The organism is Sediminihaliea albiluteola (assembly GCF_014077625.1).
In the GTDB taxonomy this organism is placed as follows: domain Bacteria; phylum Pseudomonadota; class Gammaproteobacteria; order Pseudomonadales; family Halieaceae; genus Sediminihaliea; species Sediminihaliea albiluteola.
In genome coordinates, this window is record NZ_JACFXU010000013.1 from 564,902 (window position 1) to 585,274 (window position 20,373).

Consider the following 20,373-nt stretch of genomic DNA (forward strand, 5'->3'; position numbering starts at 1 on the left):
CACAGCCAATTCTTAGTATGTTTGGCTATAAGAGTATGCTTTTTTATGCCAAACCGTAGTCTAGCTGGGCAAAAATGATGAAACGGTCAGCAGTGATCCTGCCTCAGGGTGATTTTCTTTGCGGCATTGTCGAGGGCTATTACGGCCGCACTTGGTCCCATCAAGATCGCCTTGATTACGCGCAGTTTCTGCCCCAACTTGGCCTCAACAGCTTTCTCTACTGTCCCAAAAGTGACCCTTATTTACGCAAGCAGTGGTTTGCGCACTGGCCTCTAGCCCAGTGGCAGCAGTTGCTCGAGCTGTCGGCAAAGTATCGTGAGCAGGGGCTGCTTTTCGGTTTGGGTTTATCGCCTTTTGAGTTGTACCGACACTACGGTGCAAAGGAGCGGCAGCAGTTAAAGGACAAGGTTCAGCGAATCCAGGAGCTGCATCCGTCACTGTTGGCCCTGCTGTTCGATGATATGCCCGGCGCTGTGGTGGATTTAGCCGAGCGACAGGCGGAGATTATTGCCGATGTGCAAGCTTGGGCACCTGAGTTACGTCTCTTGATGTGCCCGACCTATTACTCTACTGATCCAGTGTTAGAGAAACACTTCGGGCCAATGCCAGCTGAGTATTGGTCCCGTTTAGGCACTTTGCTAGCAGAGCAGGTGGAGGTCTTTTGGACTGGCCCCAAAGTGTGCTCTGAATCTATTAGCTGTGCCGATTTAGTCGTTATTCAGGCAGCTTTTGGCCGCCCTGTAACACTCTGGGATAACTATCCAGTAAACGATGGGGCAGTGCGCAGCGATAAGTTGTATTTGGAACCTCTGAGTCAGCGCAGCCCGAAGATAAACCAGCATCTGGCGGGGCACTTTTGCAACCCGATGAATCAAGCGCAGTTGTCACTGCCCGCCCTGCGCGGTCTAGCAGAGCTTTACAGCAATCAACTGCCGCAAGACCTTGAAGCTCAGTTGCTCGGTGAAGAATTATGGCGGCAACTGGCCCAGGATCGACATGCCTTTCAGTACGGTGGCTTGTCGGGTTTGGGTGAGCTGCGCCGCCAGGAGCTAAGCTCCCGTTACGCTCGCTTTACTGGGCCGGCAGCCGCTGAACTGGTCAGCTGGCTGCAGGGTGAATATACTTTCGATCCTGCTTGCCTTACGGACTGAGTCTTGAACCACCCGCTTCAAAGTACCGATTACCTTCACTATCGCAAAGGCCAGCCACTGACTTGTCTGCAGCAGTGGCGAGAGCAGGGCGGGGAGGGCTTGTTGGTAGTCGATTTCCAGCTTCAGCAGTACTGGCTGCCCGACGCGCCGGCACTGCCCTTAAGCGCTATTTATCTGTGGTCTCAGCAGCGCCTATCAGTTTCTGTCACTGATCAGCAGTTGGTAGATCCAGGTGGGCTCGACGCGGCAGCGCTTTATGATTATTGGTCTGAGCGCTGTGGTTTTGGCTGCTTTGTACCCGGCCAGCCAATGAATTTGCAGCCAGTCTATATAGCCAAACCATGGGGGCAGGAAATCTGGTATACCGGTGTCGAAGAGCGGGGCGTCTGTGCCTTTGCTGATGCTGGCAAAGCAACAGCGATACCCTGGCTGCAGGCAGTGATGCCTGATGCGGCCGCCGGTCCTGCCGATCAAGCCTTAGTGCTACTGAAAATTCTCGATCCCTCACCTGAACCCGTAATAGGCGACTTATACTTCGAGCTACATGAAGAAAAACGCGAAGTTTATGTGGTCACTGAGGTCGACAAGAGCGCTTGGCCCGATGGAGTTGGCGCCATACGCTATGGCTTTGACCCCCAGTATCGCCGCCAGTTTGACTCCGATGCGCAGTTCAAAGCGGCCTACGTCAAAGCGGTGAAAGACTACGAGCGAGTGCGGCGTCAGCTCGATGCGCTGCCCGCCGCTGAAGCGGCACCCGAGACCCTGCAGCAGGCTGAGCGGACTAAGCGCCAGGCCATGAATCGCTTTACTTACCTGCGCCCGCTGCGTGTCGGCGATGTGGTCAAAGTGCCTTTACGCCTGCCGCATTCACTGCAGCACGGTGTGCGCACCATTGAATTTCAAACCCCAGTGTATGAGCGTAAAATTCTTTCTTTTGCGCAGCAGGTCTTAACCCAAGATCACTGGGATACAGATCAGGCGGCAGCTATTATGGACTTGGAGCCGCCAGCCGAAGAAGCCTTTGAATGCTTGCAGAAGGGCCCTGGCTTGATAGTTGAGCGCATTGTTGATTTTGATGACTTTGAAGTTAGGCGCATTACGCTTGAAGCTGCTGCAACAATCGAGGATTTAGCAGTACCGGACTACGGCGTAGCGATGGTGGTAGCTGGGCAGGCCGAGTTAAATGAAGCACAATACCCTGCTGGCAGTGCGCTGTTTATGCCGGGGCAGAGGGCTTTTTACCGTCTCAGTTGTGCCGCCAAAGAGCCTCTGGTGTTTTTGTTGGCTTTACCTCGCTAACAAGGCTTGAACAGCACCGAAGCTTGTGGAATAATCTGCGCCCTTGTAATTGTTCCCTGCAGTGGGTTGTGCGGATTCTTATCCGTAGCAATCAATCGTTTAGCGAGCTTTGTTAAGTTAAAGTCTGAACGAGTTCCAAGGACAAGCAGGCAGTTTACAAATGCGGAAGTGGCGAAATTGGTATACGCGCTGGATTTAGGTTCCAGTGCCGCAAGGCGTGAGAGTTCGAGTCTCTCCTTCCGCACCATATTATATAACGGCGCGACACCTCATCAGGTCGTCGCTCGATCGCCAAGGGCGCAAGGCGCCCAAACCCTATCGGATTTATGAGGAACTACCATGCAGGTGTCTATTGAAACGACTTCAGGTCTCGAACGTCGTTTAACCGTCGGTGTACCCGCCGAGCGCGTCGACAGTGAAGTTGATTCGCGGCTGCAAAAAGCGGCTGGTAATGTACGCCTCCCGGGCTTCCGTCCCGGTAAAGTACCGATGAAGGTGATGCGCCAGCGCTTTGGTGCAGGTATGCGCCAGGAAGTTCTGGGCGAAGTCATGAGCCAATCTTTCCAAGAAGCTGTGGTCCAAGAAAACTTGCGTCCTGCTGGGCAGCCAAACATTGAGCCCAAAAACCTCGAACCAGGTCAAGATCTGGAGTACATCGCGACTTTTGAAGTGTTCCCTGAGGTTGAAGTCGTTGAAATGCAGGGTTTTGACGTTGAGAAGCCTGTTGCTGAAGTAACAGATGAAGATGTCGACCAAATCATCGAAGTATTCCGCAAGCAGCAGGGCAGCTGGGACGAAGTTGAGCGCGCCGCTGCTGAAGGCGACAAGGTCAACATTGATTACACTGGCACCAAAGATGGTGAAGCCTTTGACGGCGGCAGTGCTGAAGGCAGCGATCTGGAGTTGGGTTCAGGCCGCATGATTCCTGGCTTTGAAGATGGCATTGTTGGCATGAAGGCTGGAGAAGAAAAAACTCTGGCACTGAGTTTCCCCGATGATTACCACAACGAAGACCTTAAAGGTGCTGCGGTTGAGTTTGCTATCAAACTGAACTCTGTCACAGCGTTGACTCCCGCAGAGCTCAATGAAGATCTGTTCAAGCTCTACGGTGTGGAAGAGGGCGGTGAAGAGCAGTTCCGTAAAGAAGTGCGTGAAAACATGCACCGCGAACTGAAAAATGCCGTTGAGAACAAGGTGAAGCAGCAAGTCATGGACGCCGTGATCGAAGCTCACGAGTCACTGGAAGTGCCCAAAGCCTTGATTGCTCAGGAAGTTGATGTGCTGCGCAACCAAATGTTCCAACAGTTTGGCGGTGCCGCAGGGCAAAACCTGGACCTTAAGTCACTGTTGCCAGATGATATGTTCAGTGAAAACGCCGAACGCCGCGTTAAACTGGGCCTGTTGTTGTCAGAAATGGTTAGCAAGTTTGAACTAAAGGCCGATGCCGACAAGGTTCGCGCCACTATTGAAGACATGGCCTCGACTTACCAGGAGCCAGAAGAGGTGGTCAACTGGTACTATTCAAACCAGGAGCAGCTCGCATCGGTTGAATCCAAGGTTTTGGAAGATGCAGTGGTTGAAAAACTACTCGATAGCGCCCAAGTAACTGAGAAGGAGTGCAGCTATCAGGAGGCAATTGGCCAAGCCCAACAGCCCGCCTGATATCACGCCTCCCCTGGGGCGGCCGCTAGGGCCGCCTCATCACATTGATAATTTATAGACGGGGACGCGACCTCATGCCATACCAGATCAACGGCAATAGCCAAAATACCATCACCAATCTGGGCCTTGTTCCCATGGTGGTTGAACAAACCTCCAGAGGTGAGCGGTCTTACGATATCTACTCGCGTCTTCTTAAAGAACGCGTCATTTTTGCAGTAGGGCAGGTGGAAGACCACATGGCCAACCTCATCGTGGCCCAGCTGCTGTTCCTTGAGTCAGAAAACCCTGACAAGGATATTCACCTCTACATCAACTCACCGGGTGGCTCAGTCACCGCCGGTTTGTCGATTTATGACACCATGCAGTTTATTAAGCCCGATGTGAGCACCATGTGTATTGGCCAAGCGGCTTCTATGGGCGCTTTCCTGCTGAGCGGCGGCGCAAAAGGTAAGAGATTCTGCCTGCCCAACGCTCGCACCATGATTCACCAGCCCAGTGGCGGTGCCCATGGTCAGGCGACGGATATTGATATTCACGCCCGGGAAATCCTGATTATCCGTGAGCGTCTCAACCGTTTAATGGCTGAGCACACCGGACAGGACCTAGAAACCATTGAGCGCGATACCGAGCGTGACCGCTTTATGGATGCCGAGCAGAGCAAGGCTTACGGCCTGATCGACGAGGTGGTAACCCGTCGTGTCCCGGCTGCTAAGTAGCTCGCATAAGCGCGGGGAAGTGGATGCTGGGCTTGCAAAGCGAGCCGAAAAACATCATCTTAAGACTGTAGAGCAACACGAAGTAACCTTAGGAAGTACATAGGTCGATTGAATGAGTGACGAAACCACCAAATCCGGCGACGATGGCGGTAAGCTGCTGTACTGCTCTTTTTGCGGTAAAAGTCAGCATGAAGTCCGCAAGCTGATTGCCGGCCCGTCGGTGTTTATTTGCGATGAATGTGTCGATCTTTGTAACGATATAATTCGCGAAGAAGTACAAGAAAGCGACGATGAGTCCAAACAGGACCACTTGCCGGTACCACAGGAAATCAATGCCATTCTCGATGAGTATGTGATTGGTCAACAGCGCGCTAAAAAAGTGCTCGCTGTTGCCGTTTACAACCATTACAAGCGCCTGCGATACGGTCAGAGCCGCGGCGATGAAGTAGAGCTTGGCAAAAGTAATATCTTGCTGGTCGGTCCCACAGGTAGTGGTAAAACGCTATTGGCTGAGACCTTGGCAAGGTTGTTGGATGTGCCTTTCACTATTGCTGACGCAACCACGCTGACCGAAGCGGGTTATGTTGGTGAGGATGTTGAAAACATCATCCAGAAGCTGCTGCAGAAGTGCGATTACGATGTCGAAAAAGCCCAGGTTGGGATTGTTTACATCGATGAGATCGATAAGATTTCTCGCAAGTCAGACAACCCCTCTATCACCCGTGACGTTTCCGGGGAGGGCGTGCAGCAGGCACTGCTGAAGCTTATTGAGGGCACAGTTGCCTCGGTGCCCCCACAGGGTGGCCGCAAGCATCCCCAGCAGGAGTTTTTGCAGGTTGATACCTCCAATATCCTCTTTATTTGTGGCGGCGCCTTTGCCGGCTTAGATAAAGTGATTCGCAATCGCTCGGAAAAAGGCGGCATCGGCTTTGGTGCTGAGGTCAAGAGCAAGGACGAGTCTCGCAATGTGGGCGAGCTCCTATCTGACCTAGAGCCTGAGGATCTGGTGCAATATGGCTTGATTCCCGAATTTGTCGGTCGTCTGCCGGTGATTGCCACACTGGAAGAACTCGATGTACCCGCACTGGTACAGATTCTTACTGAGCCGAAAAACTCACTGACCAAGCAGTACAGCAAACTGTTTGAAATGGAGGGTGTTGAGGTGGACTTCCGCGAAGATGGCCTGCGGGCGATTGCGGAACGTGCCATGGAACGTAAGACCGGTGCTCGTGGCCTGCGCTCCATATTGGAAGGGGTGCTGCTAGATACCATGTACAACATTCCTTCCCGTGACGATGTGAGCAAGGTAGTGATCGATGAGTCGGTCATTCGCGGCGACTCTGAGCCGCTGCTGGTTTACCAGCACAACGACAGCGCCCGCGCTGCATCCACAGACGAGTAAGTTTTTGTCCTCTCTACAAATGCCCGCAGTTCTCGCTGCGGGCATTTGTGTTTGCCTATCTGATCACTGCCAGTTGCCACTTGAATATACTTCTGGCGACCTCATATATAATGTAAGTGTTAGCCTGATTCCCCCAACCCGGAGATAACTATGGGTTCTTCCTCTGTCATCCAACTTCCCCTTTTGCCATTGCGCGATGTGGTGGTATATCCACACATGGTTCTACCGCTGTTTGTGGGCCGTGAGAAGTCCATCGAAGCGCTGGAAGATGCAATGGCCAGTGACAAGCAAGTCCTACTCGTTGCTCAGCGTAATCCTGGTGACGATAATCCCGGCGCTGATGATATCTACCAAGTCGGTACCGTCTCTAATATTTTACAGCTGCTCAAATTGCCCGATGGCACCATCAAGGTCTTAGTTGAGGGCGCCTACCGCGCTGTCGTTGACAGTGTCGATGACGAGGGCGCATTTACCCTCGCTGGGGTGCGAGAAATCGAAAGTGATGAGCTGGACGAGGAGGAGAGTGAAGCCCTGATACGCTCGACTGTGAGTCAGTTCGAAAAGTATGTGAATCTGAGCAAGAAAGTGCCAGCAGAGGTGCTGACTTCGCTCAGCGGTATCGATGAGGCGGGGCGCCTAGCTGATACGATTGCGGCGCACATGAGCGTCGATCTTGAAGAGAAGCAAAACATCCTGGAGATGGGCGATATTCGCGGCCGTCTCGAGCACTTGATGGGCTTAATGGAAGCTGAGATCGATCTGTTTCAGGTCGAAAAACGCATCCGTGGGCGAGTCAAAAAGCAAATGGAGAAGAGCCAGCGTGAGTACTATCTGAACGAGCAAATGAAGGCGATTCAGAAAGAGCTCGGTGATATGGATGAAGCGCCCAACGAGCTCGATGAGCTACAAACGCGGATCAATGAGGCCAAGATGCCCGAAGAAGCGCGGGAAAAAGCTGAGAGTGAGTTGGGCAAGCTGAAAATGATGTCACCGATGTCTGCCGAAGCCTCGGTGGTGCGCAGCTATATCGACTGGATGGTCAGTGTGCCTTGGGCCAAGCGCAGTAAAGTCAAACATGACCTAGACCGTGCCACCAAGATTCTCAATGAAGATCACTACGGCCTGGAGGAAGTGAAAGACCGTATCCTCGAGTACTTGGCGGTGCAAAAGCGCGTGCGCAAAGTGAAGGGCCCTGTGCTGTGCTTGGTGGGCCCACCTGGAGTTGGTAAAACCTCGTTGGGTGAGTCACTAGCTCGCGCTACTAACCGAAAGTTTGTCCGTATGGCCCTAGGTGGCGTGCGCGATGAAGCTGAAATACGCGGTCACCGCCGCACCTATATTGGCTCTATGCCCGGTAAGCTGCTACAAAAAATGGCCAAGGCGGGTGTTCGCAACCCCTTATTCCTGCTCGATGAAATCGATAAAATGGGCATGGACCACCGTGGCGATCCCGCTTCGGCGATGCTTGAGGTGTTAGACCCCGAGCAGAACCACGCTTTTAACGACCATTATTTGGAAGTGGACTACGATCTTTCCGATGTGATGTTCGTGTGTACTTCAAACACCATGAATATCCCTGGCCCCTTGCTCGATCGCATGGAAGTGATTCGCATACCGGGCTACACCGAAGACGAGAAGCTCAACATCGCAGCCCGTTACTTAATCCCCAAGCAGATTAAGCAAAACGGACTTAAGAAAGGCGAAATTGAGATCCTCGAAGAGGCTGTTCTGGATATTATCCGTTATTACACCCGTGAAGCTGGGGTCCGTGCCTTGGAGCGTGAAATCGCTAAAGTCTGTCGCAAGATGGTCAAGGCCTTCGCCTTGGGCGAGGCCGAAGGCAACGCCCAAGTGACTTCTGAGATGCTGCCCGACTTGCTCGGTGTGCGGAAGTTTAACTACGGTATCGCCGAAGAAGACAACAAAATTGGCCAAGTGACTGGATTGGCTTGGACCTCTGTCGGTGGTGAGCTGTTGACCATTGAAGCGGTCTCGGTAGCCGGCAAGGGTCGCCATGTGCAGACCGGTTCGCTCGGCGATGTGATGCAGGAGTCGATACAGGCTGCCACAACCGTGGTGCGCAGTCGCTCCCAGGTTTTAGGCATCAACGCTAGCTATCACGAGAAGCACGATGTGCACATTCACGTGCCTGAAGGTGCCACACCCAAAGATGGCCCCAGTGCAGGTATCGCGATGTGCACTGCCTTGGTCTCAGTGTGTACAGGAATTCCAGTCCGCGCCGATGTGGCAATGACTGGTGAGATCACCCTGCGCGGTGAAGTTCTGCCCATTGGCGGCTTAAAAGAAAAGCTCTTAGCAGCGCGACGCGGCGGTATTAAAACCGTGATCATTCCAAAAGAAAATGAGCGTGACCTGAAAGAAGTGCCGGACAATATCAAAGAGCACTTAGAAATTCGCGCGGTCAAATGGATTGATGAAGTGTTGGCCATTGCGCTTGAGTTCATGCCTGAGGCGCTCAGCGATGAGGACTACTTGGCGGGAACAATCGCAGCGGCTGATGAGGACGATAAAGATGAGCAAAGCCGTATTAATACGCATTAATACGGGGCTTCAGGTTGACCCTTATCAATCCTCTGGTATAAAGTCATCCGTCTGAATGCGTGGTCTTGCCGCGGCTCCCTCAGTTGCTGAAGTAGCGCTTTAGCTGAGCTGTGCTGAGATCGACATGCAGTGTCATCACAGTATTCTGAATTATCCGCGGATGAACCGCGGATTGTAGAAATTAAAACACCACATATAACTTCCAAGGGGATAAGTGTGAACAAAACCGAACTTATTGATGCAATTGCAGCCGCCGCCGATTTACCTAAAGCTTCAGCCGGTCGCGCACTGGATGCCGTTATTGAGAGCATCACAGATGCCCTAGCCAAGGGTGATCAAGTTTCCTTGGTTGGCTTTGGTACTTTTTCTGTTAAGCCGCGTGCCGCTCGCGAAGGCCGCAACCCGCAAACCGGTGCCACTATTCAGATTAAAGCCTCTAATGTTCCAGGCTTTAAAGCTGGTAAAGCACTCAAAGACGCGGTTAACCCCTAAGTCGTCAGCTTAGGCCGCAACAAGACGTCACGCAAAGGCGCACTGACGGACCTGACTGATTAAAAAGAGCGCACATACGGTGCGCTTTTTTTTATCTAAAAGACCTATACGGATTCATCCCCCATGCTCCAGAACATTCGCTCTAATATTCAGGGCACCACGACCAAAATCGTGGTGTGGCTTATTGCTATCTCCTTCGCCTTCTTTGGCATTGAGTCTATTCTATTGGGCGGCGGCAGCTCCGGCGTTGCCGAGGTCAATGGCGAAGACATCAGCGCGATGGAAGTGCAGCAGATGGTTAACACCCAAAAGCGCCAGCTGATTAGCATGCTCGGTGAAGATATTGACCCGGCCATGCTCGATGATCAGCGCCTGAGTGCACAGGCGATTCAGAGTATTATTAATCGGCGTCTATTGATGCAGTCTGCTGATGATATGAATCTAACTATTTCGGAGCTCGAAGTAGGGCGTGTAGTTGGCGCTATGGAGCAGTTCTATTTGAACGGCCGTTTTTCTCCTGAAGTCTACAAGAGCACCTTGGCGCAAGCGGGTTTCACGCCCAGCTCATTCAAACAGGGACTCAAACAAGACTTACTGGTTAATCAATTGCGCAGCGGTTTGGCGGGCAGTGAATTTGCAACGCCTGCTGAGTTAGCTCTGACGGCTGAAATAGCTGCAGAGCAGCGCGATGTTCGCTATTTGACTATTCCTCTGGCAAGCGTCAAAACCGATATTGAGGTCACAGAAGAGCAAATCCAAGCGTATTACGAAAGCAATCAAGCTGAATTTTATAGCCCCGAAAGCGTGGTACTGAACTATATCGAGCTGCAAGCGGACGATTTCCGCGCGCCGGTTGATGAAGAAGAATTGCTGTCGATGTTTGAGCAAGAAAAAAACAGCTATCAGTACCAAACCGAAAATCGCGTGTCGCATATCTTGCTTACCCAATCAGATGATGAGTCTGATCAGGACTATGCCGAGCGCATTGCAACACTGCAGTCGGCCCTTGATAGCGGCCAGGACTTTGCTGAACTGGCCGAGCAGTACTCTGACGATATTGCCTCGGCCAGTAGCGGTGGTGATCTGGGTTTCAGCAGTGGCGACGCCTTCCCTGAGGAAATGGAATCGGCAATTGCTGCCTTAGCAACCAATACGGTTTCATCAGCAGTACAGACTGAAGCAGGTACACACTTTATTGTGGTCACTGAGCGCCGCGAAGCTGAGAGTGTCACTTTAGAAGAGCTGCGTCCTGAACTTGAGCAGCGCCTACAAGACCAAGCAGCTGCAGCGACTCTGCTGAGCACAGTTGAAACCCTGCGCGACAAAGTTTTTAACGCACAGGATCTGAATGGCCCGGCTAAAGACCTTGAGCTAGAGGTGCAAACCAGTGAGCCCCTTAGCCGCGATCAAGCCGCGGGCTTGTTTTCAAAGCCCGCCGTGCTGTCGGCTATTTTCTCTGAAGATGTATTGGATTTGGGCCATAACAGTGAAGTTATTGAGCTCAGCCCACAGCATTTTATTGTGTTGCGCGTACAGAAACACAATCAACCTGAACTGCAAGCTCTGCCGGTGGTGCGCGATAGCATCATCGCGGCTATCACCGATCAGACCGCCCGCGAACGAGTCACTGAGAAAGCCCAGCAAGCACTTGCTAGCATCCGCTCAGGACAGTCTGTGGAAGAGACTGCCAAAGCTTCTGGCTATGAGTGGCAGGTAGAGATCGGCGCTCAGCGCAGTGGCAGTATGCTGCCCCCAGCACTGGCACAGCGGGTGTTCCGCCTAGCGGCTCCAGCTGATGGCGAAAGCGTGGTTGATTTTACCCTCAATGCTCAGGGTGATGCCGAAGTCTTTGAGCTGTCACGTGTCACAGCGGGCAGTTACAGCGCTTTAGCCCCGCAGCAGCAGCAAGGTCTGCAGCAGCAAATTGCGCTTGAATACAGCAACTTGCTGCAGCAAGAGTTCCAGCAAAAACTGCGCAACGACGCTGACATCGTTATTTATTAATCATAGCCGCAGTGCTGCTCCCCATTGGGCGGCACTGCGATCACGACCAATACATCGAGGTAATCTAGAAGCATGGCAAAACGTATTCTCAAGCTCAATCAAATTTCACTACTTGGCTTGGACCGACTGCCCCGTGATGAATACGAAATTGCCAGCGAGTTTGCCCAGCCTGACGCAATTTTGTTGCGCAGTCACAAACTGCAGGCAGAGGATATCGCTGATTCAGTCTTAGCTATCGCACGTGCCGGTGCCGGGGTAAACAATATTCCCGTTGACAGCTGTACCGCGCGCGGCATCCCCGTTTTTAACACACCAGGCGCCAATGCTAACGCAGTTAAAGAGCTGGTTGCGGTCGGCTTGTTGCTGGGTTCCCGCGGTATTATTGAGGGCTCAGAGTATGTCGCTACACTTAAAACACTGCGCGACAAAGCTGAACTTAACCAGACCCTTGAAGCGCAAAAGAAACGCTTTAAAGGCAATGAGCTAACTGGCAAAACACTGGGTGTTGTAGGCCTGGGTGCGATCGGCTCGATGGTGGCTGAAATGGCACTGACTTTGGGTATGGAAGTGGTTGGCTATGACCCAGCGCTGTCAGTGGATGCTGCCTGGCGTCTGCCCCGTGAGGTGCGCAAAGCAGACACACTATCGGCTTTATTCTCGCGCAGTGATTACATCACCTTACACCTGCCTGTATTGGAGTCGACGATCGGTATGATTAATGCCGATCTATTCGCCGTCATGCAGCCTCACGCTTGCCTGCTTAACTTCGCCCGCCAAGAAATTGTCGATGAAGAAGCTTTGGTTGCGGCTCTTGATGAACGCAAACTGCGTAAATACATCGCAGATTTCCCCTCGCCAGATTTGATCGGTCGCAGCGATGTAATCCTTACGCCCCATATTGGTGCCAGCACCGATGAGGCGGAGGACAACTGCGCCATTATGGCCGCCGATCAACTGCGCGACTTCCTAGAGAGTGGCAACATCCGCAACTCGGTTAACTTTCCCGCCCTGCACCTTGAGCGTGTCAGTGGTTACCGTTTAGCGGTCACCAATACTAACGTGCCGCGCATTCTGGGCAGCATATTAGCCCTGCTGGCAGAGCAGAATATTAACGTAGTGGATATGCTCAACAAGAGTCGCGATGAAATTGCTTACAACCTCATCGATATCGACACCTTGCCACCGGAATCACTGCTAGAGCAGATGCGCCAACTTGAGGGCGTGGTGAATGTACGTCTAATCGGTAACGGCAAGCCCGCTAAGGACGCAGGCTAAGTCTAAGCGGGCTATACTGTGCTGTTCTTAGAGCAGCACAGGCAAAGTCCCATGGCCGATAACAATCCGCAAGAGCAGGCGCTAGCGGCGCTTGTCGCACAACTTCCCAAAAAACGCAATTTTGATAGCCCGCCACTGCAGCTCTGGGATCCCCCCCTGTCTGGCGATATCGATATTGTCATTCGCAGCGATGGTAGCTGGTGGCATGAGGGCAGTGAGATTCGGCGTCCAGCAATCGTGCGAGTATTCGCCAGCATTCTGCGTCGCGAAGCTGACGGTGATTACTACTTGGTCACTCCCGCTGAAAAATGGCGGATCAAGGTCGATGCTCACCCCTTACTTATTGTCGATTTCGAGCGCTCGGAGAGTGACTCTGGCACAGCGCTTATTAAGGCTTGCTTAAATACTGGCAAGCAATATCCCTTGGATAAAGATCATCCCTTATTTCTTGAGCCCGAACAGGACAAGGTTGCAGGCATTGCCTTGCCACATGGTCTGAGTGCCTTATGCAGCCGCAGCGCGTGGTATCGCTTAGTTGAGGATGCCGAGGAAGAGGCGGGCGTACTGGGTGTTCGCAGCGCCGGTATTTTCTGGCCACTACAGTAGGAGATTATGTATCACAAGCTGGATATAAAAACGGCCCCGATGGGGCCGTTTTTATTGCGCTTACATATTGGGGTAGGTGGGACCACCAAAGCCTTCAGGTGTCACCCAAGTAATGTTTTGGGCAGGATCCTTAATATCGCAGGTTTTACAGTGCACACAGTTCTGCGCATTGATCTGGAAGCGCTTGCCATTTTGGTCTTCAACAACTTCGTAAACGCCAGCGGGACAATAACGCTGAGCAGGCTCATCGTACATTGGCAAGTTTTGTGTTATCGGGATATCTGCATCCTTTAGAGTCAGGTGGCAGGGCTGATCTTCTTCGTGGTTAGTGTTTGATAAGAACACTGAAGAGAGACGGTCGAAGCTGATCACGTTGTCCGGCTTGGGATACTCAGGACGCTGTGACTCTGATGCTGGCTTGAGCGTGGCATAATCAGGTACTGGATCACTCAGCGTGAAGGGCAGTTTGCCGCCAAAGATATTCTGATCAATCCACACCATGGCTGAGCCCAGCAGGGTGCCAAATTTGTGCATAAAGCCAGAGAAGTTACGCGAGCGATATAGTTCATCGTGCAACCACGAGCCCTCTACCTTGGTGGCGTAGCTCTGCAGGTCAGCTGGTGCTGATTCACCCTGGGCCAAAGCTTCAACAACGGCTTCTGCAGCTAACATGCCGCTCTTCATCGCGGTGTGGTTACCCTTGATCTTAACGCCGTTCAAGGTGCCTGCATCACAGCCAATCAACAAACCACCGGGGAAGTGCATTTTTGGCAGCGAGTTAAGGCCGCCTTTAGTCAGCGCTCGCGCACCGTAGCTGATGCGAGTAGCACCCTCGAGGGTGCTCAGAGTTTCGGGGTGGTGCTTCCAGCGCTGGAACTCCTGGAAGGGGCTCATATGAGGGTTGCTGTAATTCAAGTCGGTAATCAAACCGAGGTAAACTTGGTTGTTCTCGGCGTGATATAGGAAGGCACCGCCACTGGAGCCAGTCTCGCTAAGCGGCCAACCGAGGCCGTGAACGACCAGACCTTCCTGGTGTTTCTCTGGGGCAATTTCCCAAATTTCTTTAATCCCCAAACCGTAGTGCTGAGGATCTTTGCCTTCATCAAGGCCAAACTTTGCGATTAGCTGCTTGCCTAAGTGGCCGCGACAGCCTTCAGCAAAGAGGGTGTACTTGGCATGCAGTTCCATACCAGGCATGTAGCTCGCTTTGTGCTCACCCGTGGCGCTAACGCCCATATCGCCGGTGGCAATACCTTTGACGCTGCCATCTTCGCTATACAGCACTTCAGCGGCAGCGAAACCGGGGTACACTTCAACGCCCAGTCCCTCAGCCTGCTCAGCCAGCCAGCGGCAAATATTGCCCATTGAAACAATGTAGTTGCCATCGTTATGGGTCGGCTTGGGGATCATGAAGTTGGGCAGTTTGATCGCTTTTTTAGCGCTGGTGTAAAAGAAGAAGCGGTCTTCAGTCACTGGAGTGGGCAGCGGCGCGCCAAGTTCTTTCCAATTGGGGAAAAGTTCGTTTAATGCGCGTGGCTCAAGTACAGCGCCGGAGAGCGTATGGGCGCCCACTTCGGAGCCTTTTTCCACCACACAAACGGTGATTTCTTGCTGTTTTTCCTGAGCCAGTTGCATGATGCGACAAGCGGCAGATAGTCCCGCGGGGCCAGCTCCGACAATGACTACATCAAATTCCATCGATTCGCGTTCCACAACACTGTCCTCTTTCCTGTACGACTAGGTACTTGGGTGGCAGCCGACGCGACGAGGGTCGACCGTTAGAAAGGGCGCAAGTATATAATTTTCAAAGATAAAAAACTATAAATGTAGCCAATAAGGGCTCAGTTAATTGACTTGCATTGTGCTGTACAGAGCGAGTTACAGCTATTGACCTGCAGTGGTAATGGCGGCAGAATGTTCGGCCGTTATTGTACGGGGTCTGTCACAGTCGGCCTTTCAGTCGTCTTACGTCGCCCTGAAATCCACCATAACTTCTTACTCTGTTGGAGAATCCATGAAGGTTCTTGTTGCTGTTAAGCGCGTAGTTGACCACAACGTCAAAGTCCGCGCCAAAGCCGATGGTAGTGATGTTGACCTGAATAACGTCAAGATGGCTATCAACCCGTTCTGTGAAATCGCCGTTGAAGAGGCTGTGCGCCTCAAAGAAGCTGGTGTGGCTTCAGAAATCATCGCTGTATCTGTTGGCGACAAAGCCTGCCAGGAGCAGATTCGCACGGCACTTGCTCTAGGTGCTGATCGCGGTATCCAGATTGAGACTGAAGGCGCTGTTGAGCCACTAGTCGTCGCCAAATTGCTGAAAGGCGTTGTTGAAAAAGAACAGCCTCAGTTAGTTATCCTTGGCAAGCAGTCCATCGACGGCGACAACAACCAAACTGGTCAGATGCTTGGTGCACTGGCCAATATGGGCCAAGGTACTTTTGCTTCAGAAGTAAAAGTTGATGGCGACCATGTCAGCGTCACCCGTGAAGTTGACGGTGGTTTGCAGACTGTTAAGTTGAAGCTGCCTGCAATTGTCACCACTGACTTGCGCTTGAATGAGCCGCGTTACGCCTCTTTGCCTAACATTATGAAGGCCAAGAAAAAGCAGTTGGACGTCTACACTCCAGCTGATCTCGGCGTAGAAATCACCTCTCACCTAACTCAACTGCGCGTTGAGCCACCTGCAGAGCGTCAAGCAGGTATCAAAGTTGAGAGCGTAGCGCAGCTGGTCGATAAACTGAAAAATGAGGCGAAGGTAATCTGATGAGTACACTGGTTATTGCAGAACACGACAACAGTAGCCTTAACGGCTCTACACTCAACGCAGTAGCTGCAGCCCAAGCGATGGGTGCAGACATCGATATGCTAGTCGCTGGCGCCAACTGTGGCGCAGTTGCTGAGCAAGCTGCCGCTGTTCCTGGTATCGGCAAAGTACTGCTTGCTGACAATGCTGCATACGAGCATCAACTGGCCGAGAACCTGGGCCTGCTGATCGCGGAAGTCGGTGCCAACTACGACAACATTGTTGCGGCTGCTACTACTAGCGGCAAAAACACTATGCCTCGCGTTGCAGCACTGCTCAACGTGGCTCAGATCTCTGACATCTTGTCCGTTGAGTCTGCCGACACCTTCAAGCGCCCAGTCTATGCCGGTAACGTAATCGCTACTGTACAAACCTCTGATGCTAAAAAAGTCATCACTGTGCGTACCACTGCTTTTGATCCGGCTCCGGCAGAAGGTGGTTCCGCCACTATCGAAGCGATTGATGCCGTTCACGATGCAGGTCTCTCGACCTTCGTTGGTGAAGAAATTGCCGCATCTGACCGCCCAGACCTGACCGCTGCTCCGGTTGTTATTTCCGGTGGCCGCGGTATGCAAAACGGTGAGAACTTTAAACTGCTTGATGGCATTGCTGACAAACTCGGCGCCGCTATCGGTGCTTCGCGCGCGGCAGTAGATGCTGGTTTTGTACCCAACGACATGCAGGTCGGCCAGACCGGTAAGATCGTTGCTCCTGATCTGTACATTGCTGTAGGCATCTCCGGTGCGATCCAGCACTTGGCGGGCATGAAGGACTCCAAGGTGATTGTAGCGATCAACAAAGACGAAGATGCACCTATCTTCCAAGTCGCTGATTATGGCCTTGTAGCTGACCTGTTTGACGCTCTGCCTGAGCTTGAAGCTGCTCTGTAAGGCATTTCATAGCTCCCGCAAATAGCGGGGTGCAACATCAAAGCCGACCTCGTGTCGGCTTTTTTGTATCCGTAAATCTTCGCATAATGCTCAGCTTGCGACCCTTCCTTGATCAGGCGCCGGGCTTTAACGGGTGCTTTGTGCTGCACTTAAAAAAATAGCGGCTGATGCTCTAAGTTCGCTGAGTAAACGAAGTGGATCAAGCTAGAGGCCTAAAGCGGCAGCTCGCTTGTGTATTTGATTTCCTCCATCACAAAGCCTGCGCTTACATCAAATAGGTCGGCCTTAATTAATTGTTGATACAGTCGGTCGTAGTCGGGCATATCTTTAACGATGGCTTTGAGCAGGTAGTCGGTTTCTCCTCCCATGCGATAAACCTCCTGAACCCCCGGAATCTTATCGACCACCGCTTTAAACTTGCTCGCCCATTTTTCATTGTGCTGATTGGTTTTAATCGAGATAAATACTCTCAGTGACAGCCCATGTTTAAATTAAAGCAAGAAGTCGGCGCTCGAGAAATTGAGCAGCGCGAGAAGGATTTCATTGAGCGCGCTATGCTGCGCTTTGAGGCTTGTCCTGAGCTTGAGGTTTTAGGCAATACGGAGGCCGATCGCTTAGCGATAATATCCCTGCGCTTTAAGCACGGCAACAAGGACCTCCATTACGGCTTTGTCGCCTCCCTACTGAATGATCTGTTCGGCATTCAAGTCCGCGGTGGCTGCTCCTGCGCCGGTCCTTACGCTCACAGTTTACTGGGCATGAGCAGGGACTATAGCAAAGCAATTGAAGCGGCAGTCGAACAGGGCACTATGATTTTGCGCCCCGGTTGGCTCCGGCTTAATTTCAATTACTTTATTGCTGAACCTGAGTTTGAGTACCTCCTGCGAGCTGTCGAGCTCGTAGCACAGCACGGCTGGCGGCTCTTGCCTTACTACCACTTTGACCCTGCGGCGTCTGTTTGGCGCTTTCAGGGGCAGGCTAAGCCAGCCTTGGGATCGCTGCCGCAAACACTTGCTGATTATATGGACAGCTCAAACACAGCAGATCATCCGACCTTCGATCTCGCGACACTTGCTAAGCAGGCAGAGAGTGAGTTGTGTAAAGCTGATCGCAAGGGCACCAGATCAAGGCTTGAGTTAGGCGCTGAGAACGAGGATCTGCGCTGGTTCCTCCTGCCGCAAGAGGCGAGTGCTATGTTGGAGCTAATGACTGCGCCGAAACTGGTATAAATGAGCAAAGGCCCGATCAGGCCCTATCGAACATTGACCATTGGTTGAGCCGGCGCAGATGCTGCGCCGGGGATCAGGACTGCTAAGGAAAGGGCTTAGCCTAACTGCGCCGGCGGAACAGTGGTAGGGGATGGCTGATGGAAGCTTGATAGTGCACGCTAAAGTCCTCGAGACTTTTGATAGCGGCCTCTAGCTGTGACTCGTCTTCTAACTGAAAAGCATCGAAGCCAACCCGGCTTAGGTAGTGCAGTTGATCGCGGATGAAGGCACCAACAGCACGCAACTCGCCCTGATAGCCGTTTTCACGCAACTCGCGGGCGTAAGAAAAGCCGCGACCGTCGGTGAATACTGGGAAGTTGACTGCAATCAGCTCTATCTCCTGCAGGTGTGGCAGCAAGCTATGGACATCGTCACCGGGCTCCAACTGCACAGCAGATCCCGCCTTATCATCGAGCGCCTGCCACTGAGCTAGGGTACAGATCACACCTTCTGAGACAGTTTCTGCATCGGGCTGCGGTGCTTTCCAGCGTTCGTCGTTAACAATTTCAGCGCCCTTAATCAGCTTTGGCATACACTCGCTCCTTAAAGGGAGTAATTCCCACACGCTTATAGGTATCAAGGAAGCTTTCTTCCTCTGTTCGCAGATCTACATAAGTAGAGAGAATCTTTTCAATGACCTCGGGCATATCATCCTGCTTAAATGAGGGACCCAATATTTTACCTAAAGAAGCATCTTTATATTGGTTGCCACCCAGTGATACTTGGTAAAACTCCTCACCTTTTTTATCGACGCCTAAGATGCCAATTTGACCAATATGGTGATGACCACAGGCATTCATACAGCCACTTATGTTTAGTTCTAGTGGGCCGAGGTCGTAGATATAATCCAAGTCGTCAAAGCGCGCTTGAATAGCTTCCGCTACTGGTAAGGATTTGGCGTTTGCCAGCGAGCAATAGTCGCCGCCAGGACAGGCGATGATATCGGTCAAATAACCAATGTTGGCAGTCGCTAAGCCGGCCGCTTGGAGTTCTTGCCACAGAGCGTAGAGATCTTGCTGGCGCACATCCGCCAGTACCATATTTTGCTGGTGGGTAGTGCGAGCCTGGCCAAAGCTGTATTTGTCAGCTAGATCGGCGATTAACTCAAGCTGTCGGTCACTCACATCACCCGGTGCATCGCCAGTGCGCTTCAACGAGAGCGTGACTGCCTGGTAGCCGGGGATGCGATGCTCGACAGTGTTGCGCTTCAGCCAGTTGCCAAAGATTGGGTCGCGTTCAGCTTGAGCCGCTAAAGCAGCTTCAGCACTGGAACCATCAATCGTTTCGTAGGCGGGGTCGGTAAAGAAAGACTTTGCCTGCTCAATAGCATCTTCGGGTAGGGTAGAGGGGCCATCTTTTAGCGTTAGCCACTCTTTCTCCACTGCCTCGCGGAAAGCTTCAACACCCATAGCTTTCACTAAGATCTTAATGCGAGCTTTAAATTTATTGTCACGACGGCCATGCAGGTTATAAACCCGCAGTATCGCTTCAAGATAAGTCAGCAAGTGCCGCTTCTCAATCCACTCGGTAATGACCGACGCGATCATTGGTGTGCGACCTAAGCCGCCGCCAGCGAGGACTTTAAAGCCAATAACGCCTTCTTCGTTAGGCACTAGCTCCACGCCAATATCGTGAGAGTGGATGGTGGCGCGGTCTTCCAAGCTGCCGCAAACGGCAATTTTGAACTTCCGTGGCAGGAAGGCAAACTCTGGGTGGAAGGTGCTCCACTGGCGAATGATTTCACAGTAGGGGCGCGGGTCTTCGATTTCGTCACGGGCAACACCGGCAAACTCGTCAGAGGTGGTGTTGCGAATACAGTTGCCGCTGGTCTGGATGGCGTGCATCTGTACATTGGCCAGTTCTTCTAGAATATCGGGTACTTCTTCTAGCTGCGGCCAGTTCAACTGAAAGTTTTGACGCGTAGTGACGTGGGCGTAGCCCTTGTCATAGTGGCGAGTAATATGAGCAAGTTTACGCAACTGCGCTGAGTTTAGCAGGCCGTAGGGCACAGCAATACGCATCATCGGCGCCAAACGCTGCACATACAGGCCATTCTGTAGGCGTAACGGCAAAAACTGCTCTTCGGTCAACTGGCCATCGAGGTAGCGGCGTGTCTGATCGCGGAATTGCGTGACACGCTGGTCTACTATTCGCTGGTCATAATCATCATAAACGTACATCTAGAGATCCTGTCACCACAGTGCTGCTCAAAAATAAGGGCGCTACCTTACCAGAAAAGACCT

At 52.3% G+C, this 20,373-nt stretch carries 17 protein-coding genes and 1 tRNA gene; 14 read left to right on the forward strand and 4 right to left on the reverse strand.

Translation table 11 applies throughout. The annotated features are described in order from the left end of the window. Window positions 1-74 precede the first annotated feature (74 nt). The 11 genes from H2508_RS03585 (at window position 75) to H2508_RS03635 (ending at window position 13,169) form a co-directional block, all read left to right on the forward strand. Entirely contained in the window at window positions 75-1,151 is a 1,077-nt protein-coding gene (locus H2508_RS03585) for a beta-N-acetylglucosaminidase domain-containing protein (RefSeq protein WP_182169002.1), read from the forward strand. 3 nt (window positions 1,152-1,154) lie between these two features. Next, window positions 1,155-2,450, forward strand: coding sequence for a hypothetical protein (locus tag H2508_RS03590; RefSeq protein WP_182169003.1), 1,296 nt, complete (start codon window positions 1,155-1,157; stop codon window positions 2,448-2,450). A gap of 162 nt (window positions 2,451-2,612) precedes the next feature. After that, window positions 2,613-2,697: transfer RNA gene (locus H2508_RS03595), tRNA-Leu, on the forward strand. Between the two features lie 92 nt (window positions 2,698-2,789). Further along, entirely contained in the window at window positions 2,790-4,112 is a 1,323-nt protein-coding gene (tig, locus tag H2508_RS03600; protein ID WP_182169004.1) for a trigger factor, read from the forward strand. A gap of 74 nt (window positions 4,113-4,186) precedes the next feature. Continuing rightward, window positions 4,187-4,828 carry an ATP-dependent Clp endopeptidase proteolytic subunit ClpP gene (gene clpP, locus H2508_RS03605; RefSeq protein WP_182169005.1) on the forward strand — a complete coding sequence of 214 codons (642 nt, stop codon included), beginning with the start codon at window positions 4,187-4,189 and terminating at the stop codon, window positions 4,826-4,828. 112 nt (window positions 4,829-4,940) lie between these two features. Continuing rightward, the gene (gene clpX / locus H2508_RS03610; protein ID WP_182169006.1) at window positions 4,941-6,230 is read left to right on the forward strand and encodes an ATP-dependent Clp protease ATP-binding subunit ClpX; all 1,290 of its coding nucleotides are present in this window, start codon (window positions 4,941-4,943) and stop codon (window positions 6,228-6,230) included. Between the two features lie 150 nt (window positions 6,231-6,380). Further along, complete coding sequence (gene lon / locus H2508_RS03615) at window positions 6,381-8,792, forward strand: endopeptidase La (RefSeq protein WP_182169007.1); 2,412 nt, start codon at window positions 6,381-6,383, stop codon at window positions 8,790-8,792. 216 nt (window positions 8,793-9,008) lie between these two features. Next, entirely contained in the window at window positions 9,009-9,284 is a 276-nt protein-coding gene (locus tag H2508_RS03620; protein ID WP_182169008.1) for an HU family DNA-binding protein, read from the forward strand. 123 nt (window positions 9,285-9,407) lie between these two features. Further along, the gene (locus H2508_RS03625) at window positions 9,408-11,288 is read left to right on the forward strand and encodes a SurA N-terminal domain-containing protein (protein ID WP_182169009.1); all 1,881 of its coding nucleotides are present in this window, start codon (window positions 9,408-9,410) and stop codon (window positions 11,286-11,288) included. Between the two features lie 72 nt (window positions 11,289-11,360). Continuing rightward, window positions 11,361-12,563 (forward strand): phosphoglycerate dehydrogenase, encoded by a 1,203-nt coding sequence (locus H2508_RS03630; protein WP_182169010.1) that lies wholly within the window; start codon window positions 11,361-11,363, stop codon window positions 12,561-12,563. A gap of 51 nt (window positions 12,564-12,614) precedes the next feature. After that, window positions 12,615-13,169 carry a DUF1285 domain-containing protein gene (locus H2508_RS03635; protein WP_182169011.1) on the forward strand — a complete coding sequence of 185 codons (555 nt, stop codon included), beginning with the start codon at window positions 12,615-12,617 and terminating at the stop codon, window positions 13,167-13,169. 60 nt (window positions 13,170-13,229) lie between these two features. On the opposite strand, the gene H2508_RS03640 is transcribed toward H2508_RS03635, so the two are convergent. After that, window positions 13,230-14,882, reverse strand: a complete 1,653-nt coding sequence (locus H2508_RS03640; RefSeq protein ID WP_182169012.1) for an electron transfer flavoprotein-ubiquinone oxidoreductase — start codon at window positions 14,880-14,882, stop codon at window positions 13,230-13,232. A gap of 301 nt (window positions 14,883-15,183) precedes the next feature. Between H2508_RS03640 and H2508_RS03645 the strand changes: the two genes are divergently transcribed. Both H2508_RS03645 and H2508_RS03650 read left to right on the forward strand, forming a co-directional pair. After that, a complete protein-coding gene (locus H2508_RS03645; protein ID WP_182169013.1) occupies window positions 15,184-15,933 on the forward strand; it encodes an electron transfer flavoprotein subunit beta/FixA family protein in 750 nt (249 codons plus the stop codon). Beyond that, complete coding sequence (locus tag H2508_RS03650) at window positions 15,933-16,862, forward strand: electron transfer flavoprotein subunit alpha/FixB family protein (RefSeq protein WP_182169014.1); 930 nt, start codon at window positions 15,933-15,935, stop codon at window positions 16,860-16,862. Before H2508_RS03645 ends, H2508_RS03650 begins: the two co-directional genes overlap by 1 nt. A gap of 212 nt (window positions 16,863-17,074) precedes the next feature. Here the strand turns inward: H2508_RS03650 and H2508_RS03655 are convergent, their stop codons facing one another. Next, entirely contained in the window at window positions 17,075-17,341 is a 267-nt protein-coding gene (locus tag H2508_RS03655) for an Lrp/AsnC family transcriptional regulator (RefSeq protein WP_182170753.1), read from the reverse strand. Window positions 17,342-17,344: 3 nt separating this feature from the next. Between H2508_RS03655 and H2508_RS03660 the strand changes: the two genes are divergently transcribed. After that, window positions 17,345-18,091 (forward strand): aminotransferase class V-fold PLP-dependent enzyme, encoded by a 747-nt coding sequence (locus H2508_RS03660; RefSeq protein ID WP_182169015.1) that lies wholly within the window; start codon window positions 17,345-17,347, stop codon window positions 18,089-18,091. 100 nt (window positions 18,092-18,191) lie between these two features. Here the strand turns inward: H2508_RS03660 and H2508_RS03665 are convergent, their stop codons facing one another. Continuing rightward, complete coding sequence (locus H2508_RS03665; RefSeq protein ID WP_182169016.1) at window positions 18,192-18,662, reverse strand: DUF934 domain-containing protein; 471 nt, start codon at window positions 18,660-18,662, stop codon at window positions 18,192-18,194. Further along, complete coding sequence (locus H2508_RS03670) at window positions 18,646-20,310, reverse strand: nitrite/sulfite reductase (protein ID WP_182169017.1); 1,665 nt, start codon at window positions 20,308-20,310, stop codon at window positions 18,646-18,648. The genes H2508_RS03665 and H2508_RS03670 overlap by 17 nt, the downstream gene beginning before the upstream one ends. Window positions 20,311-20,373 lie beyond the last annotated feature (63 nt).

Coding starts and splice junctions, on each gene's coding strand:
- H2508_RS03670 (WP_182169017.1), bottom strand. CDS start 20,310: ATGTACGTTTATGATGATTATGACCAGCGAATAGTAGACCAGCGTGTC.
- H2508_RS03645 (WP_182169013.1), top strand. CDS start 15,184: ATGAAGGTTCTTGTTGCTGTTAAGCGCGTAGTTGACCACAACGTCAAA.
- H2508_RS03630 (WP_182169010.1), top strand. CDS start 11,361: ATGGCAAAACGTATTCTCAAGCTCAATCAAATTTCACTACTTGGCTTG.
- H2508_RS03585 (WP_182169002.1), top strand. CDS start 75: ATGATGAAACGGTCAGCAGTGATCCTGCCTCAGGGTGATTTTCTTTGC.
- lon (WP_182169007.1), top strand. CDS start 6,381: ATGGGTTCTTCCTCTGTCATCCAACTTCCCCTTTTGCCATTGCGCGAT.
- tig (WP_182169004.1), top strand. CDS start 2,790: ATGCAGGTGTCTATTGAAACGACTTCAGGTCTCGAACGTCGTTTAACC.
- H2508_RS03635 (WP_182169011.1), top strand. CDS start 12,615: ATGGCCGATAACAATCCGCAAGAGCAGGCGCTAGCGGCGCTTGTCGCA.
- clpX (WP_182169006.1), top strand. CDS start 4,941: ATGAGTGACGAAACCACCAAATCCGGCGACGATGGCGGTAAGCTGCTG.
- H2508_RS03660 (WP_182169015.1), top strand. CDS start 17,345: ATGTTTAAATTAAAGCAAGAAGTCGGCGCTCGAGAAATTGAGCAGCGC.
- H2508_RS03665 (WP_182169016.1), bottom strand. CDS start 18,662: ATGCCAAAGCTGATTAAGGGCGCTGAAATTGTTAACGACGAACGCTGG.
- clpP (WP_182169005.1), top strand. CDS start 4,187: ATGCCATACCAGATCAACGGCAATAGCCAAAATACCATCACCAATCTG.
- H2508_RS03650 (WP_182169014.1), top strand. CDS start 15,933: ATGAGTACACTGGTTATTGCAGAACACGACAACAGTAGCCTTAACGGC.
- H2508_RS03625 (WP_182169009.1), top strand. CDS start 9,408: ATGCTCCAGAACATTCGCTCTAATATTCAGGGCACCACGACCAAAATC.